Origin of the sequence: Desulfobulbus oralis, from assembly GCF_002952055.1 — a bacterium.
Taxonomy (GTDB): Bacteria; Desulfobacterota; Desulfobulbia; order Desulfobulbales; family Desulfobulbaceae; genus Desulfobulbus; species Desulfobulbus oralis.
Window position 1 is genome coordinate 88,828 of record NZ_CP021255.1, and the last position, 20,676, is coordinate 109,503.

Below are 20,676 nucleotides of genomic sequence, written 5' to 3' on the forward strand. Positions count from 1 at the left end.
TAAATTTATACTTACTCAAACTCAATCGCTGAGAGGGTCTATTCACTATCGACAGCGACTGCTTCAGCTTCGCCTACCTTCCAGGACAAGGAACTCTTGCGATGCTTCCACAACCGCTGGTAAAGGAAACAACTTTTCAAAAGTTCTTCATGGCTGCCAATTGCCGCTATATTTCCCAATCCATCTAAGACAGCGATCTGCTCAGCCTGAGTAATGGTCGTAAGGCGGTGAGCCACCAAAACCACTGTTTTAGAGCCAACCAATGCATCTATGGCCTCTTGAATCTGGCACTCATTTTCTGGGTCAACCGAGGCAGTGGCCTCATCAAGCAGAACCACAGGTGCATCTTTAAGCAGAGCACGGGCAATGGCAATACGTTGCCGTTCACCCCCTGAAAGTGTCGCGCCACCTTCACCCACAGGAGTATCGTAGCCCTGTGGCAGACGGTCTATAAAATCATGACAGTGCGCGGCACGGGCCGCCCGTTCCACATCTGCATCAGATGCATCAGGTGAACCAAAGGCAATATTTTCTCGTACCGTACCCTGAAACAGGTACACATCCTGAAAGACCATACTCAGCGCCCCGAACAATGCTTCGGAGGAAAGCTCGCGTACCGGTACGCCACCCAGACAAATTTCACCACCATCTACATCCCAGAAGCGTGCGATCAGACGCAGCATTGTTGTTTTGCCAGATCCGGACGGACCAACTATAGCAGTTACCTTCTGAGCCGGAATCTCCAGAGAGATATTGCGTAACACGGCATTATCGTCGTAAGCAAAGCTCACATTTTTAAAGTTGATATCAACTGGTCCGGGCGCCAAAGTTCTACAGCCATGTACCTGTGGTTTTTCTGATAGGATCGCCTCGATACGATCAAGGGTAGCCTCGGCTGATTGAGTGATTTCATATACAGGACCCAGAGCCTTTATGGGTTCATACATGCGTAAAGCCAATATCAAAAAGGTCAACCACACAAAAATACTTATCGATCCATTTAGTAAAAGCACAGCACCCAAAATCATTAGCAGGACAATGCCAATATCCAATATAAACTGAAAGGTCATTAAAAGTGGTGTAGAACGAAATACGAGAGATAAATTGTCTTTTCTGCTACGTTCAAGGGCAGCAGCAAAACTATGAAACTGCGTAACTGCAAGACGAAAGCCTTTGACCACCTCCATACCCTGTACATATTGAACAACCAATGAGCTCACTTTGGTCATAGCCTCGTTGCGCTGCCGTACCCCCTTGCTAAGTTCTCGCCGACACTGTTGCAAGACTGGAAAGGCTAATGGTACTGGTATAAGTGCAGTCAATGCCAAACGCCAGTCAATCGACAAAAGGAATGGCGCTAGCACTATTGGAAAAATTAAAGAACTAATAAATTGTGGAAATGCCATCCGTGGCAGCAGTGTCAGCATCGTCAATTCCTCAGAAACCAAAGCCGCCAAATTGCCAGCCGTCTTGTGCGAAAAGGCACACATTGGCAGGTTTCTCAAATGCTCACCAATACGAAGACGCACCCTTTTGCACAACTGGGTACCCAGAGGATAAGCCTTTTTGGTAAACAGCCAGCAAAAAAGTCCCTGCCCAAGGTAGCCAAACGCCGTACCAAGTGTATACACTATCACACGTTTGGTAGTCAATTTGCCTACAAGTAAATCGTTGAGTACCAAAATCATGATGCCATAAGGCATACCCATAAATAGTGTCTCGACAGCCTTAAAGGCGGCCGCGACACTCAAAGGTCGACGCATTTCAGGAAAAAGCCACACCAAGCGGCGCATAAGCTTAATCATGAAGGTCCCCCCCCTTTTTCTGATTGAGACGCCATTCCTTGCTGGCCACATGTGCCTGCCATAAATTGCGATACAGTTCACTTTCGGCAAGCAGGCGCACGTGTGTACCTCTGGCCGCTACTATGCCACCGTCGAGCACAACTATCTCATCAGCCGAGGTGATGGTTGAGAGCCGGTGTGCCACTACAATAAGAGTTTTGTCGTGCACCAATGCATTCAGTGCTAGCTGGATATCCGCCTCATTTTCAGGATCGACGAAGGCTGTGGCCTCGTCAAGTACCAGTATGGGGGCATTCTTAAGGAGAGCGCGAGCTATGCAGAGGCGTTGTTTTTCGCCGCCAGAAAGCGCACCGCCTTTCTCGCCAACCACGTACTCATAACCGTTTGGAAGCGCCATAATAAAGTCATGGCACCGGGCGGCCCGTGCCGCGGCTTCCAACTCTTCCTGAGTTGCATCGGGTTTGCCCACACGCAGATTAGCAGCAACAGTGTCGTTAAATAGAAAAATATTCTGAAAGACGAAAGAAACGTGGCGCATCAGTTCGTTGGCGTCAACCTGCCTAATATCCGCGCCTCCCAATCTTATTGCCCCATTCTTGACATCCCAAAAACGCAAAATGAGCTTAGCCAGCGTGCTTTTTCCTGCCCCCGATGGCCCCACCAAGGCCAGAAAGCGGCCAGGTTCCAGGTTGACATTAACATCACGCAATATGTCGTTGTCTTCGTACGCGAAGGACACATGTTCTACCCTCAGCGAGGCATCCTGAGGTGTGGCAGGATTTTCCACCTCTGGCAACTCTGTGCTGAAGAGCAGGGTGTCGATGCGCTTTCGCCCCTCCACCTGCTGTTCTAAAAAAGAACCCATCATTATCAATTGCTGGATAATTCCACCCAAACCCAAACCTATAAGCAGAACCAAGACGAGTGCCGAGATAGTCACATGGCCATGCAGCCACAAAAGCGAGCCCAGAGGCAAAATAAGCAGCATATTGGCGTTTGCTGCCACCTGAAAAAGTGTCATGGGTAAGGCCCAGTGCTCACACATTATATCTTCGTAATATGAACATTCGGACACACTGTCCACATATTTATTAAATGACGACTCAGTTCGAGTAAAAGCCTTGATAACCGGCATACCATGAATGTATTGCACCATTGTGGTGTTCATCTTTTCGCTAGCAGTAAAGAAAAGAGAGCGTGATTCACGATTGCGAGAAATTGTCAAAGCCTGTGCAAAAAAGCCAATAGGTAACGGTGCTATAGCCGCCAATGCCAACCTCCAGTCTAACCAAAATAAAATTAATATAGTCATCAGGAGCAAAAGCGTACTACCTACCAAATCAGGCAGGTTATGACCGATAAACAATTCCATTTGTTCAACATCTTCCAGCATTACTTTTCTAATTTGACCACTGGTCTTACGATTAAAAAATCCAAGAGGCAAACGAGGTAATTTTTTTGCAATAGCTAAACGAAGATGATGCAAAATATCATAAGCAGTAATATGTGATAATACTGCGGCGAATCCAGCAAAAACATACCTAAAGACCAGGCATAACGTAGCAGCCGTCACATAAGGCCATACCGATGTCGACTGGATGCTGCCGTCATCGACCAAACGGTCAATCAAAAAAGACAATATCACAAATGGTGCTATACTCAGCAGCTGCGCGACCAACGAAAAAACGCAGGCTACCATCACTTTACCTTTGTGCTGAGCAGCCATGCTGAGCAAACTGCCAAGCGCATTTGCATCTTGAGAGTGCATTCTTTTTCCTTCGTTCATACGTAACGTGGATGAAAATGGCGTAATCCCTATACCCATGCTCCACTATTTAACACCTAACTTTTAGCTGGAAAACAAAATATTTTTTTAGAACGAAAAAAAATTAATTTCAATAAAATTAGCGAAACAGAAGTCAACCCCTCTTTGCGTTTTTTTCGCAAAAGATAAAAATGGAATCCCGAAATAGCAGAAAAAATAGCGTAAAATGAATAGAAATTTGAGCTGTATGACTCCCCAGAGAGTTTAGTAAGGATAAAAAAATGAACAATATCAACCACATTCCACTTTCCGGATTTTTTTCCGCCTTCTGCCGCTGCGTCGTTCGTTGGCGCTGGTTGTGCCTGATTACCGTTGCTGCGATAAGTATCTTTTTTTTGACACAGCTGAACAAAATCCGCTTCGACAATTCCTCGGACATCTGGTTCGTTGACGGTCATCCCTCTCTGGCTGCCAAGGCCCGTTTTGATCGCATCTTTGGCAACGATGAATTTGCCTATCTGCTCTTCACCAGCGACAAGACACCATTCACGCCTGAGCATTTCCACCTGATGGACCAGTTGGCCCATGCCCTGGAACAAGGTGTCCCCTATGTCCGGCAGGTGAATTGGCTTGGCAATGCAGAGCGCATCAAGGGCAGGGATGGCGAAGTCGAGATCAAGCCTTTTTTTTCACAGTCTCCGCGCACGCAGGCCGAGGTCGACCAGAAACTCACAGAGGCGCTTGATGAACCGAATTTTGCCAATAACCTCATTTCCCCTGATAAGACCGCGTTGACCATGACGCTGGATCTGAACACCTACCCTCCGAAAGAGGAAGATCTCACACCCCAGAAAACCATTGTCAACGCCATAGATGCCATCCTGGCCGAGGCCCGTTTCGCCCCCCTGAAGCCTCTGGTTGGGGGCCCGCCCCACTACAATATACGCTACAGCGAATTGGTGAGGCGGGATATGGGCAAGCTGTTTGGCCTGGTGATTCTGGTACAGATGGGACTTCTGCTCTTCTTTGGCCGAGGCCCCCGGGCGGTGGTGACGCCACTTGTCATCACCACCCTGGCTGTATTCTGGACAATGGGCACGATCGGGCTTTTAGGCTTCACCCTAAACCTGCTCTCCTCTGCCCTGCCCACCATGCTGATCTGTGTGAGTATTGCCGACTCTGTCCATCTCATTGCCGCCTTCTCACACGAAAGCAGACAGGGCATGACGCGCAAGGAAAATCTGGCCAGCGCCATGGGGGAAGTGGGGCTCGCCATGATGCTGACCTCGCTGACCACCGCGATCGGTTTTCTGGCCTACCTGACCTGTGCTGTGAAACCGTACCGGGAGATGGGTATTTATGTGGCCTGCGGCGTTGTTTACGCCTTTCTGCTGACCATCGTATTGACACCGGTTTTCTACTCTTTTGGCCGGAGCCCGATAGCCAGAAAGCAGAAATCCCCCCGAAAGGTCGATTTTCTCAATCGCCTTTTGGACCGGATGCTGCAAGCCAGCCTGCATCTGGTGTGCAACCGGCCACGGGCCGTAAGCATTGGCTTTATTCTCGTCATGGTCCTCACATTTTTTGGCTATCTCCAGGTAAAGGTGGAATCCAATACGGCCAAGCTGCTTTTCAAGGGCCAGCCCCTGCGTGACACCTTAGACGAAATCGACAGACGAATGGGAACCAGTATAACGCTGGAATTTCTGCTCGATGCCGATGGGGAAGCAGGCATCAAGGATCCTGACTTCATGAAGAAGCTGGACCGGCTGACCATGGCTGCCGAGGCAAACCCGCTTGTGACAAAGGCCGACTCTGTCTCCCGGGTTGTCAAGCAGATGCGCCAGGCGATGCACGATAATGACCCGGCCTATTACAGCATACCGGATACGGCCGACGCAGTGGCCCAGTACCTCTACTTTTACGAAAGCTCTGGCGGTGCAGCCATGGACAGGCAGGTGGGTTTTCTGTCCGACGTGGTGCGGCTCTCCATCAAGTGCCCGTATTTCGATACGGCCCAGGCCCGTCAACTGCTGGAGGAAATGCAAAAGCAGGTCCGCGAAATCTTTGGCCCGGAAATGAAGGTCGTCGTCTCCGGCGGCATGTCCCGCTATATTGAACTGAACGACATCCTCTACGCCGGCCAGCGGCACAGCTTCATTGCCGCCACGCTTGCCATTGGCATTGTCATGATGACAGTTTTACGTGCCGTACGTTTTGGCCTGCTCAGCATGCTGCCTAACATATTTCCCGTTTTTGTGACCATGGGCTTTCTGGGTCTTGTTGGCCTGTACCTGGACGTGATTACCGTAAGTTTTGCCGGTGTCATCATCGGGGTGGCGGTGGACGACACCATTCACTTCTTCACCCGCTTCAAGCAGGAATTCGCCCGCTTGGGCAACTACAAAAAAGCCCTGGCAGCCACATATTTTTCCGTAGGGCGGCCCATTATTCAGACCAGTGTACTTTTGGTCATAGGCAATGCCGTACTGCTCTTTTCCTCGGTGCTTGGCTTCTTCAAGCTGGGTCTGCTCTTTGGCGTGGCCTTCAGCGCGGCCCTGCTGGCCGATCTCTGGTTCGCGCCGGCTCTGATCTTACTCTTTCACCCTCTGGGCAGGGAACGAGCCTGACCCCTTATTCACCAACAGGAGAATGACCGATGAAACCTTATTTATTCTGGATACTTGCCCTTTTGTATTCACTGCATGTCCCGGCCATCCAGGCAGAAGAACTGAGCGGCAGGGATGTCATGCTCAAGGTTGAAGCAATTGACCGTAGCTATAGCGATCGTCATATAATCAACACTATGATTGTGAAACGCGGAAATGAGCAATTGATACGAAAAATGGAAAGCTATACCAAAAAATATGGCAAGGATCGTCAAGATGATCGCACATATATCCGTTTTTTGGAACCGGCGGATGCCAAGGATACCCAATATTTGACCTGGTCTTGGGAAGATTTGTCCAGAGGAGATGATATGTGGATCTATATGCCTGCCGAAAGCTTGACACGTCGTGTTTCAAGTGGTGGAAGAAAAGGGGCATTTATGCGTTCTGATATAGCCAATGAAGATATTCAAAAGCGATCTATTGACGCATTTAACTATAAACTTCTCAATAGTGAAAAAATTGATGGTGTAGATTGCTGGGTTGTTGAAATGACTCCAATACCAAGCATTGAAGATGAAACCAGCTACTCCAAGCGGATATTTTTTGTACGTCAAGATATTCATCTACCTGCCAAGATAGATTATTATGATAAGCGAGGTCGATTGCTGAAGCTTGAAACACATGGCAGATATAAACAGATTGATGGTGTCTGGACCGCGACCAAACTGCTGTTCACAACCCCTGACCGTGGAACGACTACCATCATGGACCGTAGTGAAGTCACCTACAACCAAGGTGTGGATGAAACACTCTTTCAGCCGCAAAACCTTAAACGATGAATGTCTGCCCCAAAAGATTTTCCTGCTGTTGGGGCCTGCTCCTACTCCTCTTTTGGTCACCGCTTGCCTTTGCCGGTGACGCGCCACTTGCGGGTGACCCCTTTGCCGAAGACTCCGCGCCTGAAGGCCTTGCCCAAGGTGCGGAAGCCTCGGCAGACAGGCAAAGCAGCAACAGAATCTGGAGTTCTTTTGTACAGAAAGGCTGGTTGGAAAGCCGCAACCAGTTGCGATTGCGGGATGGCCGGGCCATTTCAACCCGGCAGCGGCTCTGGCTGGAGGGGGGCTACAATTTTCGCACAGCCTCAACCCCGGGAGGAGCCGGGGCGCGGCCGGATATTACCCCCAGTCTCTTTCTCTCTGGCAGGCTGGATGCGGACATGGCTGCCGCGAGTTTCTCCGACGATGTCAACGATGTCTCAGCCGCCCTGCAGGAAGCCTATTGCACCGTGGACGGGCAGTATGCAGATTTTTTCGTTGGGCGAAAGATGGTGCGCTGGGGCACTGGCGATGGCATCAATCCTCTCGATCTGATCAATCCGCAGGATCACCGTGATCCCTTTTCCTCTGGGCGCAGCGATAATCGCCTGCCGGTCTTCCTCGGGCAGGCCGCCTTCTCACTGCCCGCGGTCGGGCCGTTTGAGGCTCTGTCCCTGCAGGCAGTGCTCGTCCCTCTTGCGCAGGTCACCAAAGTGCCCGGCCCTGGCTCACCCTGGGAGACGCCGTCCATAAGGCACATTCGCCAGGCCGCAGCAGAGGGCAGATTCGCTCTGGAAGAGCAGGACTTGCCTTCAAGTTGGTTCAACGATGGCAAATATATGGCGCATCTGAGCACCACGTTGCATGGATGGGATCTGGGACTGGCCGCTTTTAGCGGACCGCGCAACTCGCCAGTTCTGGCCAGCATGCCCGATGCGGCAGGCCGTCCTGTGGTGAGGCCGCAATCCCCTGGCATGGCCGCAGTGGGCCTCAATTTTGCCAAAGGCCTCGAGCAGTCCACCCTTCGGGGCGAGCTGGGCCTGAAGCCCGCGTATCCGCTCCAGGTAAGGGGCAGGCCAGATTTCGAACGCAGCGACATGCTCGAGGGGGTCATCGGCCTTGACCGGACTTTTTCCCTGAACCGCTATCTGAACCTGCAGTACTACACCACCCATATCCAGGATGCCGGGAAGCTGGGGCAGTCTTGCTGGGCGCATGGCATGACCTATGAAATTTCCGACCAGTTTCTGCAAGACGATCTCAAACTGGGCGTGAGTGGCATTGTCGGTTTTTCCGGCCAGGGCTGGACCCTGCAGCCTTATGCCGAGTACAAATTTGGAGATGACTGGCTGCTTGCGTTCTCAATCATGTTGTTCGGGGGAAACGGCAGTGGCGCGTACGGTCAATACGGAGACAGCGATTTTGCCACCCTCAGAATCCGGCGTACTTTCTGATGCTATTGCCTGCGGTGCGGCCTGAATTCTGAACGACATCTTTCAAGGTATTGTCCATTCCAGACCGGAAGGCGCATTTGACAGTAAATCCTGCCGGACAGGGGCTCCTGCACTGCCGGGTGAGCTGGGCGATCTGCCCGCCGCCTTCACGGCCAAGCAGCGCATGAAGCTGCCCGCTGCAGATTACCTGGCACTCCAAGTGGCCGCAGAGCAGTTCAGGCCGGAAAAAGCGAATCCGGCGCCGTAAAATAACCGCGCAGCAGCCAGTCCGCGCCCAGGCGTCGGCTTTCCGTCTCCAGGAGGGGCTGGGTAAACAGGCCACCTGCATCCGGGCCAGCATTGGGGCCCCGCGTCAGCGGCGTGCCGGTCTCACCAACAAAGCAGGGCGCAAAGAGCAGGGCCACCTCATCCACCAGGCCGGAAGACAGAAAGGCGGCATGCACCCGGGCCCCGCCTTCCACCAAAACCGAGCACAGGCCCGCCTGCGCCAGATGCCGCAAAACCGCATGCAGATCGAGACCGCTGGCCTGCTCCGCCACCCGGATCACCTGGGCTCCGGCGGCCACCAGCCCTGCCTCCCGGCCCGCATCGGCACGTTCTCCACAAAAAAGCATAGTTTTTGCCGCTGACTGCTGCACCAGCATTTTCGCCCCAGGCGGCAGACGCAAAGTGCGGTCCAAAACCACCCGCACGGGATCGCGGCGCTCTTCGGCAGCCAGACGGCAGCTCAGGGCCGGATCGTCGATCAAGGCCGTGCCCCTGCCCACAAGAATGGCATCCAGCTGATTTCGCAGCCCATGCACGAAATGTCCGGCTTCCGGGCCGGTCATCGCCCCACCCTGCCCGCTCCGGCGGCTGATCCTGCCGTCAAGACTCAATCCGGCCTTCATCACCACCCAGGGCAGACCGCTCCGCTGCGTTTTCGCAAAGGGCAGAATGAGACGGCGGCAGGCGGCCTGCAAAACACCCTGCCGCACGCTCAGACCGTGCTCGGCCAGCAGGGCCGCACCCCCGCCCTGGACCCGGGCGTTGGGATCGCAGGTGCCCAGCACCACCCGCACAATGCCAGCGGCCAGTATCGCCTCGGTGCAGGGCGGCGTCCGGCCGCGATGATTGCAGGGCTCCAAGGTCACGTACAGAGTCGCGCCTGCCGTGTCGTGCCCGTTCCGCCGCGCATCCGCCAGCGCCTCCACCTCGGCGTGGGGCTCGCCCGCCCTGTGGTGATAGCCCCGGCCCAGAATGCTGCCCTCGCGCACGAGCAGAGCGCCCACCGCCGGATTCGGGCTGGTCCGGCCCAGGCCCCTGGCAGCCTCGGCCAGCGCCAGTTCCATATAGTATTCGTCGCCCTGTTCCATGCTCAGGCTCGGTGTTTGCCGCTTTCGCCCAGAAATTGCTTCAGTTCCGCCATGAATTCGTTCACATCGCGGAACTGGCGGTAAACCGAGGCAAAACGCACATAGGCCACCTCGTTCAGAGCCGGCAGCGCCTCCATGACCCATTCGCCAACCTGGGCGGTGGCGACTTCCTTGGCCCCCTGATCCTGCAGCTTCTGTTCAATGCTGTCCACAAAGGCGTCAATGTCCGCCGCGCTGACCGCCAGCTTTTCGCAGGCCTTTTCCAGGCCGGCCACCATCTTCCGGCGATCCCAGGCCTCGCGGCGGCCGTCCTTTTTGATTAAGAGCGGCATGGTCATTTCAACGCGCTCAAAGGTGGTAAAACGCCGGCCGCAGCGGGCGCAGGCCCGGCGGCGGCGAATGATGGCCTTGTCCCTGCTGACGCGGGAGTCGATGACGCGGGAATCGCTGTGGCTGCAATAGGGGCATTTCATGGCGGTTTGTAGCGCAGTTCACAAAAAAAGCCGGCTGCCCGGGAAGGGACCGCCGGCTGCAGAGGGCATCCAGACACCACTCAGCAAAACAGCTCGATCCGCCTCTGGTGCCGGCCGCCGGCAAATTCGGTGGCCAGCCAGACGGCCACGATATCCATGGCCAGCGCAGTCCCCAGAATCCGGCCGCCCAGGCAGAGCACGTTGGCATTGTTGTGCTCCCGGCTCAGACGCGCCCCCAGGGCGTCGTGGCACAGGGCCGCGCGGATGTAGCGGTGACGGTTGGCCACCATGGACATGCCGATGCCGGTGCCGCAGACAAGAATGCCGCGCTCGAAGGCGCAGTCCTTCATGGCCAGACAGAGCCGGTCCGCGAAATCCGGATAGTGTACCGGAGCCTGACTGTCGCAGCCCAGGTCCTGCACCTCATGCCCCAATTCCCCGAGAAAAGGAACGAGCGCCTGCTTGAGGAGGTAGCCGGCGTGATCCGAAGCAATGCCGAGCTTCACAGCCGCTCCGCCTCAGGCATAACGACGGAAGGCCAGTACGCCGTTGGTGCCGCCGAAACCGAAGGAATTGGACAGGGCGACCGACACCCGCTGCTCCCTGGCCACATTCGGCACATAGTCCAAATCGCAGGCCGGGTCGGGATTGTCCAGATTGATGGTCGGCGGAATGAGCCCGTGGTGCAGGATCAGGGCGCAGAAGGCCGCCTCGATGCCGCCGGCAGCGCCCAGCATGTGTCCGGTCATGGACTTGGTGGAACTGACCGCCAGCCTGTAGGCATGCTCGCCAAACACGGTTTTGATGGCCTGGGTTTCACAGCGGTCGTTTAAGGGCGTCGATGTGCCGTGGGCGTTGATGTAATCGACCTCTTCCGGATTGAGCCGGGCATCGCGCAGGGCCATGGCCATGCAGCGGGCCGCGCCCTCGCCGTCTTCCGGCGGCGCGGTGATGTGGCTGGCATCGCTCGACAGGCCAAAGCCGATGATCTCCGCGTAGATGCGGGCGCAGCGCTTGCGGGCCGATTCCAGCTCTTCCAGCACCAGCATGCCGGAACCTTCGGAGATGATGAAGCCGTCCCGGTCCCGGTCAAAGGGACGGCTGGCCAGTTCCGGCGCATCATTGCGGGTGGACAGCGCCTTCATGGCGGAAAAGCCGCCCACAGCCAGTGGGCAGATGACCGCCTCCGCCCCGCCGGCGATCACCACATCGCAATCGCCATAGGCAATGTGGCGGAAGGCCTCGCCCACCGCATGGGTGCCGGCGGCGCAGGCCGTGGTCTGCGACAGATTCGGCCCCTTGCAGCCCAGCCGGATGGACACCTGACCCGAGACCATGTTGGGAATGACGCGGGGGATGAAAAACGGCGTGATTTTACGCGGCCCCCGCTCCAGCACAACCTGATGGCATTCCTCGATGGTGGGCAGGCCACCCATGCCGCAGCCCGTGATAACGCCGATCCGCTGGCTGTTTTCGTCATTGACGGACAGGCCGCTGTCCTGCCAGGCCATTTCGGCGGCAGCCACCCCGTAGCGCACGAAAAGGTCGGTGTTCTTGGCCTGCTTCCTGTCAAACCAGGTGTCAGCGTCGAAATCCCTCACTTCTGCGGCAATCTGCGCGGGATAGCCCGAGGCGTCAAAGCGGGTAATCGGTCCGACCCCGCTCTTGCCAGCCAGAAGCGCCTCCCAAGTGGCGGTGACGCCGCTGCCCAGCGGGGTGACCAGTCCAATGCCGGTGACAACGACCCGTCTCTTCACGGCAGGGCCTTACTTTTGCAGCTTCGCCACATAATCGATGGCGTTTTGCACAGTGGCGATCTTCTCGGCCTCTTCGTCCGGAATTTCCACATCGAATTCCTCTTCCATGGCCATGATCAGTTCGACCAGATCCAGGGAATCAGCGCCCAGATCGTTTACAAAGGACGCTTCGGGCACCACTTTTTCGCGGTCAACACTGAGCTGCTCCACGATAATGTCAATCATCTTGTCTTCTACAGCCATGATCTTCTCCACAAAAAACTATGTTGGTTCCAGGTTGGGCGCAGGACGGCTCAGCCGCCCTGCAGGTTAACACATGTACATGCCGCCGTTGACGTGCAGGGTCTGGCCGGTGATGTAACGGCTGTCGTCGGAGGCCAGAAAGGCCGCTGCCGCAGCGACATCGTCCGGGCTGCCCAGATCCCCCGCAGGAATCTGGGCCTTCAGGGCTGCCTGCACCTCATCGGGCAGTACGGCTGTCATGTCGGTTGCAATAAAGCCGGGCGCAATGCAGTTGACCGTGACGCCGCGGCTCGCCAACTCTCTTGCCATGGACTTGGAAAGACCGATCAACCCGGCCTTGGCCGCGCTATAGTTCACCTGTCCGGCATTGCCCGAGCAGGCCACCACCGAGCTGATATTGATGATGCGGCCCCATTTCTGTTTCATCATGGCGCGCATCACCGCCTTGCTGCAGAGGAAGGCGCTCTTGAGATTGGTCGTGAGGACGGCATCCCAGTCGCTCTCAGACATGCGGGCCATCAGGCCGTCCCTGGTGATGCCCGCATTGTTGACCAGAACGTCAATCCGGCCTTCCCGCTCCAGAATGGCCCGGACCTGCTCCTGAACGGCCACCGTCTCGGCAACGTTGAAGGGTGCGAGAAAGCCCTCAGCCCCAGCCTCCCGCACAAGGCGCAGGGTTTCTTCCGCAGCCTCCGGCCGGGACACGAAGTTGACGCCAACCCGCATCCCCATCCTGGCCAGCCGCAGGCAGACAGCGCGGCCAATGCCGCGGCTCCCTCCGGTCACCAGGGCAACCCGCTTGTCGGTGCTCATTGCTTTGCCTCCCGCAACTGCCTGGTCAGCTCGGGGATAATTTCGTAGAGATCGCCCACCAAACCGTAGCTGGCCACATTGAAGATAGGCGCTTCAGGGTCCCGGTTGATGGCCACGACCACCTTGGAGGACTGCATGCCTACCGTATGCTGCACCGCTCCGGAGATGCCGCAGGCAACGTAGAGTTTGGGGCAGACTGTTTTGCCGGTCTGCCCGACCTGATGGGGATAGGGGATCCAGCCGGCGTCCACGGCCGCCCGTGATGCGGCGACCGAGGCGTTCAGTTCGTCCGCCAGCTCGCGCAGCAGGGCAAAGCCCTTCTCCGAACCCAGACCGCGGCCACCGGCGACCAGGGCCTCCACCTCCTGAATGTTGACCTGATCACCCGCACTTTGGACACTTTCCAGAACGGTCGCGGCAGACTGGACTTCATCGTCCGTAGGCACAATCTGCAGCACCTCGCCTTTCCGGCTCGGATCGGGTTCCGCCGGAGTCATGACCTTGGGCCGTACGGTCGCCATCTGGGGCCTAGTGTTCGGGCATTCGATGGTGGCCATAATATTGCCGCCAAAGGCCGGCCGGGTCTGCAAAAGCAGACCGTCCTCCTCGCGGATGCTCAGGCCCGTGCAGTCGGCGGTCAGGCCGGTGCCCAAGAGGGTGGCCACATAGGGCACCACGGAGCAGCCGATAGCGGTTGCGCCCGCAAGCACCACTTCGGGCTTGCGCTCCCGGATAATGCGGGCCAGCAGTCTGGCATAGATGTCTTCCTGAAACTGGGCCAGGGCCTTGTGCTGCACCAGAAGCACCGTATCCGCACCGGAGGCGATGAGTGCAGGCGCATACCGATCCAGTCCCTCGCCCAGCACCACGACGGCAAGCCCCGCGCCTCGCTGGTCGGCCAGCTTGCGGCCAATGCCCAAAAGCTCGTGGGTCACCGGCGCCAGGATGCCGTGACGGCATTCGGCAAAAACCATAATGCCATGGTAGGCGGACAGATCCTCCTGGGGATGGCTTTCCACCTTGTCCAGGCTCAGAGCGCCGCTCGGGCAATTTTCCACGCAGGAGCCGCAAAGACGGCACTGCTCATTGACCACCGCGTATTCGCCCTGCACCGCAATGGCGCCAAAGGCGCAACTGCCTTCGCAAATACCGCAGGCCGTGCATTTTTCCTGGTCTATTCGTAACATGCCTTTACCTGTTGAGTAGGGGTCTCAGGCTCTCGACCAACTGGCTGACCTGCTCCTGAACAGTGCCGCAGAACATCCTGCGCTCGCCCCTCGCCTCTGGAGAAAAGACCCGCACCACCTTGGTGGGCGAGCCGGCCAGCCCGATGCACTTCGGATCGGCATTGATGTCCTTGGCCGACAACACGGTGCAGACAGCCTTCTTGGCCTGCATTTTTCCCTTGAGGGACGCGACGCGCGGCTCGTTGATGTCCTTGACCACGGTCATCAGCGCCGGAAGCGGCAGGCGCAGAACATCGAAGCCGTCGTCCATCATACGCTCCACTTCGATATGATGCTCATCAACCTTGCGGGTCTTCTGCACGCAGGTGGCATAGGGCAGGCTCAGCCGACAGGCCAGTCCCGGACCGACCTGGGCCGTGTCGCCGTCAATGGCCTGCTTGCCGCAGATCACCAGATCCGCAGGGGGCAAGGTACGGATGGCCTGGGCCAGAGCGTAAGAGGTCGCCCAGGTATCTGCGCCGGCAACCGCCCGATCGGAGACCAGCACGCCGGCATCCGCACCGCAGGCAATGGACTCCCGCAGCACGGCCTCGGCCTGGGGCGGCCCCATGCTCAGGACCGTGACCGTTCCGCCCTTTTTTTCCTTGATCGCCACCGCCTCTTCCAGGGCGTGGCGGTCATAGGGATTCATGATGGATTCCACGCCTTCCCGGGACAGGGTATTGGTACGGGGATCCATCCGGACATCCTTGGCGTCCGGCACCTGCTTGACACAAACGATGATGTGCATCAGGAATATTCCTTGTTCAGTTCCTGGCCAACGACATTGCGCTGAATCTGGTTGGTGCCTTCGTAAATCTGCAGGATCTTGGCATCGCGCATCATCTTCTCGACCGGATACTCCTTCATGTAGCCGTAGCCGCCCAGCACCTGCACGGCATCGGTGGTAACCTTCATGGCCGTATCGGTGGCAAAGACCTTGCACATGGACGAGACCTTGGACATATCCTTCGGATGCTGATCGATATGGCGGGCCGCCGCATACACCAGGCTGCGGGCCGCCTCGGTCTGAATGGCCATGTCGGCCAGCATGTGCTGCACCGCCTGGAAGGCGATGATCGGCCGCTCGAACTGCACACGCTGCTTGGCATAGGCCACTGCCTCGTCCAAAGCCGCCTGCGCCAGACCCACGCCCAGGGAGGCGATGCCCGGACGGGACAGATCCAGCGTCTTCATGACCGTGATGAAGCCGGTGCCACGACGGCCAACCATCCGGCTTTTCGGAATGCGGCAGTCTCTCATGACGAGCTCGCGGGTCGCAGAGGCGCGAATGCCCATCTTGTTTTCCTTCTTGCCGTAGGAAAAACCGGGATCCCCCTCTTCCACCACGAAGATGGAGGCGCCGCGCGCGCCCTTGTTGGGATCGGTGATCGCCACGATGGAGTAGATCTGTGACTCGCCGCCATTGGTGATCCACTGCTTGGTGCCGTTCAGCACCCAGCAGTCGCCGTCCTCAACCGCAGTGGTCCGGATGCCTGCCGCATCGCTGCCCGCGTTGGCCTCGGTCAAACCAAAGGCAGCCCAGCGCCTGCCAGTCGCGATATCCGGCAGATACTGCTGTTTCAGCTCCTCGCTGCCGGCCAGAATCACGGGAAAAATACCCAGGGCGCTGGCCGCGAAGCTGGTGGCGATGCCGACGCAGCCCATGGCCAGTTGCTCCATGGCCAGGACAATCTCGAAGCAGCCGCCGCCCAGGCCGCCGTACTGTTCCGGCACAAAGATGCCGAACAGGTCGGCCTTGGCCATGTCCTGAAGGATCTCCCGGGGGAACTCCCCGCTCTCGTCCAGTTCCGCCCGAACCGGCAGGATCTTTTCACGGGTGATTTCCTGGGCGGTTTCAACAATCATCTGCTGGGTTTCATCCAAAAAATGATCCACTCGAACCTCGCTCTGCTGAGTTACCAGCGTAACAGAAGGGCGCCCCAGGCCAGGCCGGCGCCGAATGTACACAACAGGACCAAATCGCCTGAACGCAGACGCCCGCCGCGGCAGGCCTCGTCCATGGCGATGGGAATGCTGGCCGACGACGTGTTGCCGTAACGGTCCAGATTGGTAAAAATCTTGTCTTCCGGCAGGGCAAGCCGCTCCCGCAGATTGTTGATGATGCGGATGTTCGCCTGGTGTGGAATCACGAGGGCAATGTCGGCAATGTCCAGATGCTGCGCATCCAAAAGTTCCCTGACCGCGCCTGCCATCAGACGCACCGCGTGCCGGAAAAGCTCGGCGCCGTTCATCTGAATAAAGGGGCCCTTCCAATTGCTGGGCTGCAGTTCCTTGTTCATGCTGGCCGGCGCTTCGGTGTACAGCAGATGCCAGAAACGGCCATCCGCGTGCAGCCGGGCATCCAGGATGCCGCGCTCGCCTTCTGCGCCCGTCAGGACGGCCGCGCCCGCGCCATCGCCAAAGAGCACGCAGGTGTTCCGGTCCTGCCAGTTGACGCGGGTGGACAGGTTTTCCGCCCCGATCACCAGCACCTTCATGTCCGGTCTGACGCCAATATACTTGCCGGCCAGATCCATGCCATAAATAAAACCGGCGCAGGCAGCGCTGATGTCGTAGGCAAAGGCATTGACCGCGCCCAGCTCGGCCTGCACGAAGCAGGCGGTGGCGGGCATGATCATGTAGGGGGAAACGGTGGCCAGGACTATCAAATCCAGGTCGGCGGGGCTCAGATGGGCCGCTTCCAGGGCGCGACGGCCGGCCTGGGCGGCGATTTTGTGCAGCTCTTCGCCCGCGCCGGCGATATGGCGCTCACTGATACCCGTACGGCTTTTGATCCAGGCGTCAGAGGTTTCCACCATCTGCTCGAGCCGGGCATTGGTGAGCACGCGCTCGGGCAAACAGGAGCCGGTGCCAAGAATTACCGCTCTGCTCATGGCGCTGCACTTTCCGGTTCGACCCGATACTCGCCCAGAAGACCGACAATGGTGGCGTTGATGTCGTGGCGCGCCATATCGGCGGCCACGATGCAGGCCCGGCACAGGGCCGCCGCGCTGGAGGCGCCGTGGCAGACAATGCCCGTCCCGTTGATCCCCAGAAGCGGAGCGCCGCCGTATTCGGCGTAGTCCACCTGTTTTTTGAAGGCGGCCAGCGCGCCGCGCATCAACAGATAGCCAAATCTGGCCCGCCAGCTCTTCAGGATCTCGCCGCGGATCATCTGCAGGGCCGCTTCGCCCAGACCTTCGCTGGCCTTCAGCAGGATATTGCCGATAAAGCCGTCACAGACCACCACATCCACATCGCCCCGGTACACGTCCCGGCCTTCCACATTGCCGGCAAAGTTGAGCGGACTCGCCTGCAGCAGCGGAAAGGTCTCCTTGACCAGGGCATTGCCCTTGCCGGTTTCCGCACCGATGCTGAGCAGGCCCACCCGGGGATGTTCCTTGTGCAGAACGCGCCGCACATAGCAGGTCGCCATGACCGCGAACTGGTACAGATGCTGGGCCCGGCAATCCACGTTGGCCCCAATGTCCATGATCATGACCGGCCTGTTCCTGGCCGTAGGGAAAAAACTGGCAATGCCCGGCCGGGCAATGCCCGGAAGCCGCCCCAGCTTCTTGACCGCAGCGGCCATGATGGCGCCGGAATTGCCGGCAGACACCATGGCATCGGCCTGACCCTTTTTGACCAGGTCAAAACCGACCACCACGGTGGCATCCTTTTTTTTGCGAATGGCGTCAACCGGCATGTCTTCCATGGTGACGACCTCGCTGGCCGGATACACCGACACCTGGGCCTGCGCTGCCGTATCCCCCTGGGCGAGTTCCGCCAGCCGCGCTTTGAGCCGCTCTTCCGGGCCGATCAGGATGACATGCAGATCGTCACAGGCACGCACCGCAGCCAAAGCGCCCAAAATGGCGACATCCGGCCCGGTATCGCCACCCATGGCGTCCAAGGCAACATTGACGCGCATACGCCCTTATTGCTCTTCCTGGAAATAGACAATCTGCTTGCCCTTGTACTTGCCGCAGCCGGAGCAGAGCTGATGCGGCATCCTGGGCTCGCCGCATTCCGGGCACTTGCCGATCTGCAGCTTGTCCAGGGCGTCGTGGGAGCGACGCAGCCGGGTACGGGAATGGGAATGACGACGTTTTGGCAGAGCCATGCTTTCCTCCAGGGATATGAACCGGAACAGATCCGGTCAGAGCTTCATTTGTTCTTCGTTTTTCCGAGCCTCGGTCCAGCCAGAGCCGCAAAGGCCGAGACAGTATTTTTCTGTCCGCAGTCGCAGGGCTGATCGTCCCTGCTGGCCCCACAGTACGGACACAGACCAGCGCAACTGTCCCTGCACAGGCGTTTTTCCGGCAGAGTCAGAAGCAACTGCTCACGCATCAGGGCCTCCAGCTCGACACAGGGACTGTCGAGTTCGATCAGGTCCAAATCAGATGCTTCGAAAATCGGCGCAGCGGCATCCGCAGGAATGCCGTTGCCGCTCACGCCCGGAGCCACCGCCCGCACGAGAAACGGCGCATCCAGCCGAAATGGATAGGTGCGCAGACAGCGGTCGCACTGCAGCAGGACCGTACCGGAAAGCCGGCCTTCGATCGTCGCCCTGCCCGGCCCCGCAGGCTGCACATGACAGCGGGCCTCCAGCGGGCCATCCGGCTCACACCCGCAATCCTCATCCAGTGTGAGCAACTGCCAGACAAAATCACGGCCCGCCAGCGGCAGTTCTTCAAAATACACCAGCATAGGCAAAACTGTGGAGACTTATGAGCGCGCCACTATACAGGATTACACAGGAAAAGCCAGTGGAAAATACAGGGAGCACCCCCGGCGCGACCTGCAGGACCTGGCCCCGCGGCAGAGGTGCTCCCGCTTCCGGGCTTATTATTTCTTTGCAGTCCTGGCCGTCTTGAGCTCCCCTATTTTCTCGTTCAACTGCCTGATCAGGCCGTCAAAACCTGATTTCTGCAGGACGGAACGGAGCTGTTCCGTATAGTTACGCACCAGACTGATGTTTTCCGCGACAATGTCATAGGCAGTCCATTCAGAACCCTTGAGCTGCATGATGTAGGAAATGGCGACCGAGGAACCGTTCTGGAAGCGGATGCTCGTAGGCACCACCGCCCGGTCGGCGCCTTTGAAGCGGGGCTCGCCGTAGACAATCGCCTCGCCGTTGTAGGTGTCGATCTTGTCCATGTAGGTGTAGCCCAAAAGCTGGGAGAAACGATCCTTGAACAGGTTTTTCTGCTCGGCCGTCAGGCTGTTCCACTGCGGCCCCAGTACCCGCTTGGACATCTCATCAAAATCGAAACGCTCGCTGGCAAGGGCCAGAAAGCTCCTGAACTGCTCCTCCCGGCTCTGCTTCTTGTAGGCATCCGTTGTCAGCATGGCGGTGATCTTGCCGATCACCGGTTTGACCTGTTCGACCGGGTCCGGACCGGCGGCCATGACCGGATTCCGGAGCATCAGAGCAAAAAGAAAAGCCGCGAGGATGAGGTACATGTTTTTGAAAGTGCGCATGGTCAAAGCACCTGTCGGTTATTTTTCGTAGTTGATGTTGAGTGGTTCAATATTGAAGGCGGGCGGCTGCACGGCCGGGAACTCCGCCGCATTGCCCGTCTTGGCGCTTTTGGTATGCCGCAGTTGGGCATAGCCGTTGCGGAAGGCGACATAGGGATCCAGGCTCATGGCCTTCATTTCCTGATACTGGCCCAGATGCAGGGAAACCCCGTTCACGGTCTGGCCTGCGTAGACCACGGTCATGGTCGTGAAATCATCATTCCAGGGCGTGTAAAAGCCCCGGGCCAGACCATCGCCGGCAGAGCCGGTCAAATCGCGCAGCGTGGTGGGGCCCAAGAGCGGAATCACCAGGTAGACGCCGTCGCCAACACCCCAGGTGGCCAGGGTCTGGCCAAGCGTTGCCTGCTGCACCCGACCGATATTGAATTCATGGCCCGCCGGATCGGCCAGGCCGAACACACCGGCCGTGGAGTTGATGAGAAAGCGGGACAGGGCCAGACCGGAGTCGGCAAAGCGCCCCTGCAGGAGGCAGTTGACCGAACGCACCGGCTCGCCCAGATTGTAGAAGAAGTTGCCGATGATGGTACGAAAGTCCCTGGGCACCACCCGGGCATAGCCCCTGGCCACCGGATCCAGCACCCAGATGTACAGCCTGTCGTTCACCGTGAACATGACCCGGTTGAAGGGCTCCAGCGGGTCATAGATGGAGGCCACCGTCTCTGCCGGCGTCTCGTAGGCCGAATCGTCGAGATAATCCACATCTTCGGCGGCAAGCGCCGGCGCAAAGGCCAGCAGACCCAAAAGCGCCAGCAGCCAAAAGGCCGGCAGCGCACGGCCGGCCCGCGCGTTCCTCGCTCTGCTCATGGCACCG

At 57.7% G+C, this 20,676-nt stretch carries 21 protein-coding genes; 3 read left to right on the forward strand and 18 right to left on the reverse strand.

Annotation, left to right across the window (positions count from 1 at the left end; genetic code table 11):
• Nucleotides 1-38: 38 nt before the first annotated feature.
• From CAY53_RS00300 to CAY53_RS12825, 3 genes are read right to left on the reverse strand one after another with little or no spacing between them, the layout of a single operon-like run.
• Nucleotides 39-1,805: an ABC transporter ATP-binding protein gene (locus CAY53_RS00300; RefSeq protein WP_181040319.1), complete on the reverse strand. Its 1,767-nt coding sequence runs from the start codon at nucleotides 1,803-1,805 to the stop codon at nucleotides 39-41.
• Complete coding sequence (locus tag CAY53_RS12360) at nucleotides 1,798-3,630, reverse strand: ABC transporter ATP-binding protein (protein ID WP_146106336.1); 1,833 nt, start codon at nucleotides 3,628-3,630, stop codon at nucleotides 1,798-1,800. Before CAY53_RS12360 ends, CAY53_RS00300 begins: the two co-directional genes overlap by 8 nt.
• Before the next feature lie 17 nt (nucleotides 3,631-3,647).
• The gene (locus CAY53_RS12825; protein ID WP_181040322.1) at nucleotides 3,648-4,157 is read right to left on the reverse strand and encodes a hypothetical protein; all 510 of its coding nucleotides are present in this window, start codon (nucleotides 4,155-4,157) and stop codon (nucleotides 3,648-3,650) included.
• Here CAY53_RS12825 and CAY53_RS00310 point away from each other — a divergent pair.
• The 3 genes from CAY53_RS00310 to CAY53_RS00320 all read left to right on the forward strand — a co-directional run bounded on the left by CAY53_RS00310 (nucleotide 4,140) and on the right by CAY53_RS00320 (nucleotide 8,451).
• On the forward strand, nucleotides 4,140-6,200 hold the full coding sequence (locus CAY53_RS00310; protein ID WP_181040323.1) for an efflux RND transporter permease subunit: 2,061 nt from the start codon (nucleotides 4,140-4,142) through the stop codon (nucleotides 6,198-6,200). The two genes, CAY53_RS12825 and CAY53_RS00310, sit on opposite strands and share 18 nt — an antisense overlap.
• A 29-nt stretch (nucleotides 6,201-6,229) precedes the next feature.
• On the forward strand, nucleotides 6,230-7,021 hold the full coding sequence (locus CAY53_RS00315) for an outer membrane lipoprotein-sorting protein (RefSeq protein WP_104935441.1): 792 nt from the start codon (nucleotides 6,230-6,232) through the stop codon (nucleotides 7,019-7,021).
• A gap of 206 nt (nucleotides 7,022-7,227) precedes the next feature.
• Nucleotides 7,228-8,451, forward strand: coding sequence for a DUF1302 family protein (locus CAY53_RS00320; protein ID WP_146106337.1), 1,224 nt, complete (start codon nucleotides 7,228-7,230; stop codon nucleotides 8,449-8,451).
• Nucleotides 8,452-8,666: 215 nt separating this feature from the next.
• On the opposite strand, the gene ribD is transcribed toward CAY53_RS00320, so the two are convergent.
• The 15 genes from ribD to CAY53_RS00395 all read right to left on the reverse strand — a co-directional run bounded on the left by ribD (nucleotide 8,667) and on the right by CAY53_RS00395 (nucleotide 20,669).
• On the reverse strand, nucleotides 8,667-9,806 hold the full coding sequence (ribD, locus tag CAY53_RS00325) for a bifunctional diaminohydroxyphosphoribosylaminopyrimidine deaminase/5-amino-6-(5-phosphoribosylamino)uracil reductase RibD (protein ID WP_104935443.1): 1,140 nt from the start codon (nucleotides 9,804-9,806) through the stop codon (nucleotides 8,667-8,669).
• A 2-nt stretch (nucleotides 9,807-9,808) separates the two neighbouring features.
• On the reverse strand, nucleotides 9,809-10,279 hold the full coding sequence (gene nrdR / locus CAY53_RS00330; protein WP_104935444.1) for a transcriptional regulator NrdR: 471 nt from the start codon (nucleotides 10,277-10,279) through the stop codon (nucleotides 9,809-9,811).
• Nucleotides 10,280-10,359: 80 nt separating this feature from the next.
• Complete coding sequence (gene rpiB / locus CAY53_RS00335; RefSeq protein ID WP_104935445.1) at nucleotides 10,360-10,785, reverse strand: ribose 5-phosphate isomerase B; 426 nt, start codon at nucleotides 10,783-10,785, stop codon at nucleotides 10,360-10,362.
• A gap of 12 nt (nucleotides 10,786-10,797) precedes the next feature.
• Nucleotides 10,798-12,036 carry a beta-ketoacyl-ACP synthase II gene (gene fabF / locus CAY53_RS00340; RefSeq protein WP_104935446.1) on the reverse strand — a complete coding sequence of 413 codons (1,239 nt, stop codon included), beginning with the start codon at nucleotides 12,034-12,036 and terminating at the stop codon, nucleotides 10,798-10,800.
• A 9-nt stretch (nucleotides 12,037-12,045) separates the two neighbouring features.
• Complete coding sequence (gene acpP / locus CAY53_RS00345; RefSeq protein WP_104935447.1) at nucleotides 12,046-12,279, reverse strand: acyl carrier protein; 234 nt, start codon at nucleotides 12,277-12,279, stop codon at nucleotides 12,046-12,048.
• A 66-nt stretch (nucleotides 12,280-12,345) separates the two neighbouring features.
• Nucleotides 12,346-13,092 (reverse strand): 3-oxoacyl-ACP reductase FabG, encoded by a 747-nt coding sequence (gene fabG / locus CAY53_RS00350; RefSeq protein ID WP_104935448.1) that lies wholly within the window; start codon nucleotides 13,090-13,092, stop codon nucleotides 12,346-12,348.
• On the reverse strand, nucleotides 13,089-14,279 hold the full coding sequence (locus tag CAY53_RS00355) for an FAD-binding protein (RefSeq protein ID WP_104935449.1): 1,191 nt from the start codon (nucleotides 14,277-14,279) through the stop codon (nucleotides 13,089-13,091). Before CAY53_RS00355 ends, fabG begins: the two co-directional genes overlap by 4 nt.
• Nucleotides 14,280-14,283: 4 nt before the next feature.
• Nucleotides 14,284-15,069, reverse strand: a complete 786-nt coding sequence (locus CAY53_RS00360; protein WP_104935450.1) for an electron transfer flavoprotein subunit beta/FixA family protein — start codon at nucleotides 15,067-15,069, stop codon at nucleotides 14,284-14,286.
• Nucleotides 15,069-16,217 (reverse strand): acyl-CoA dehydrogenase family protein, encoded by a 1,149-nt coding sequence (locus CAY53_RS00365; RefSeq protein WP_104935451.1) that lies wholly within the window; start codon nucleotides 16,215-16,217, stop codon nucleotides 15,069-15,071. The genes CAY53_RS00360 and CAY53_RS00365 overlap by 1 nt, the downstream gene beginning before the upstream one ends.
• A 20-nt stretch (nucleotides 16,218-16,237) precedes the next feature.
• Nucleotides 16,238-17,215 (reverse strand): beta-ketoacyl-ACP synthase III, encoded by a 978-nt coding sequence (locus CAY53_RS00370; RefSeq protein WP_104935452.1) that lies wholly within the window; start codon nucleotides 17,213-17,215, stop codon nucleotides 16,238-16,240.
• Nucleotides 17,212-18,252 carry a phosphate acyltransferase PlsX gene (gene plsX / locus CAY53_RS00375; protein ID WP_104935453.1) on the reverse strand — a complete coding sequence of 347 codons (1,041 nt, stop codon included), beginning with the start codon at nucleotides 18,250-18,252 and terminating at the stop codon, nucleotides 17,212-17,214. Before plsX ends, CAY53_RS00370 begins: the two co-directional genes overlap by 4 nt.
• Nucleotides 18,253-18,258: 6 nt before the next feature.
• Entirely contained in the window at nucleotides 18,259-18,444 is a 186-nt protein-coding gene (rpmF, locus tag CAY53_RS00380) for a 50S ribosomal protein L32 (RefSeq protein ID WP_104935454.1), read from the reverse strand.
• 44 nt (nucleotides 18,445-18,488) lie between these two features.
• On the reverse strand, nucleotides 18,489-19,031 hold the full coding sequence (locus CAY53_RS00385) for a YceD family protein (RefSeq protein ID WP_104935455.1): 543 nt from the start codon (nucleotides 19,029-19,031) through the stop codon (nucleotides 18,489-18,491).
• Between the two features lie 138 nt (nucleotides 19,032-19,169).
• Nucleotides 19,170-19,805, reverse strand: coding sequence for an MlaC/ttg2D family ABC transporter substrate-binding protein (locus tag CAY53_RS00390; protein ID WP_104935456.1), 636 nt, complete (start codon nucleotides 19,803-19,805; stop codon nucleotides 19,170-19,172).
• Between the two features lie 18 nt (nucleotides 19,806-19,823).
• Nucleotides 19,824-20,669 carry an MlaA family lipoprotein gene (locus CAY53_RS00395; protein WP_104935457.1) on the reverse strand — a complete coding sequence of 282 codons (846 nt, stop codon included), beginning with the start codon at nucleotides 20,667-20,669 and terminating at the stop codon, nucleotides 19,824-19,826.
• Nucleotides 20,670-20,676 lie beyond the last annotated feature (7 nt).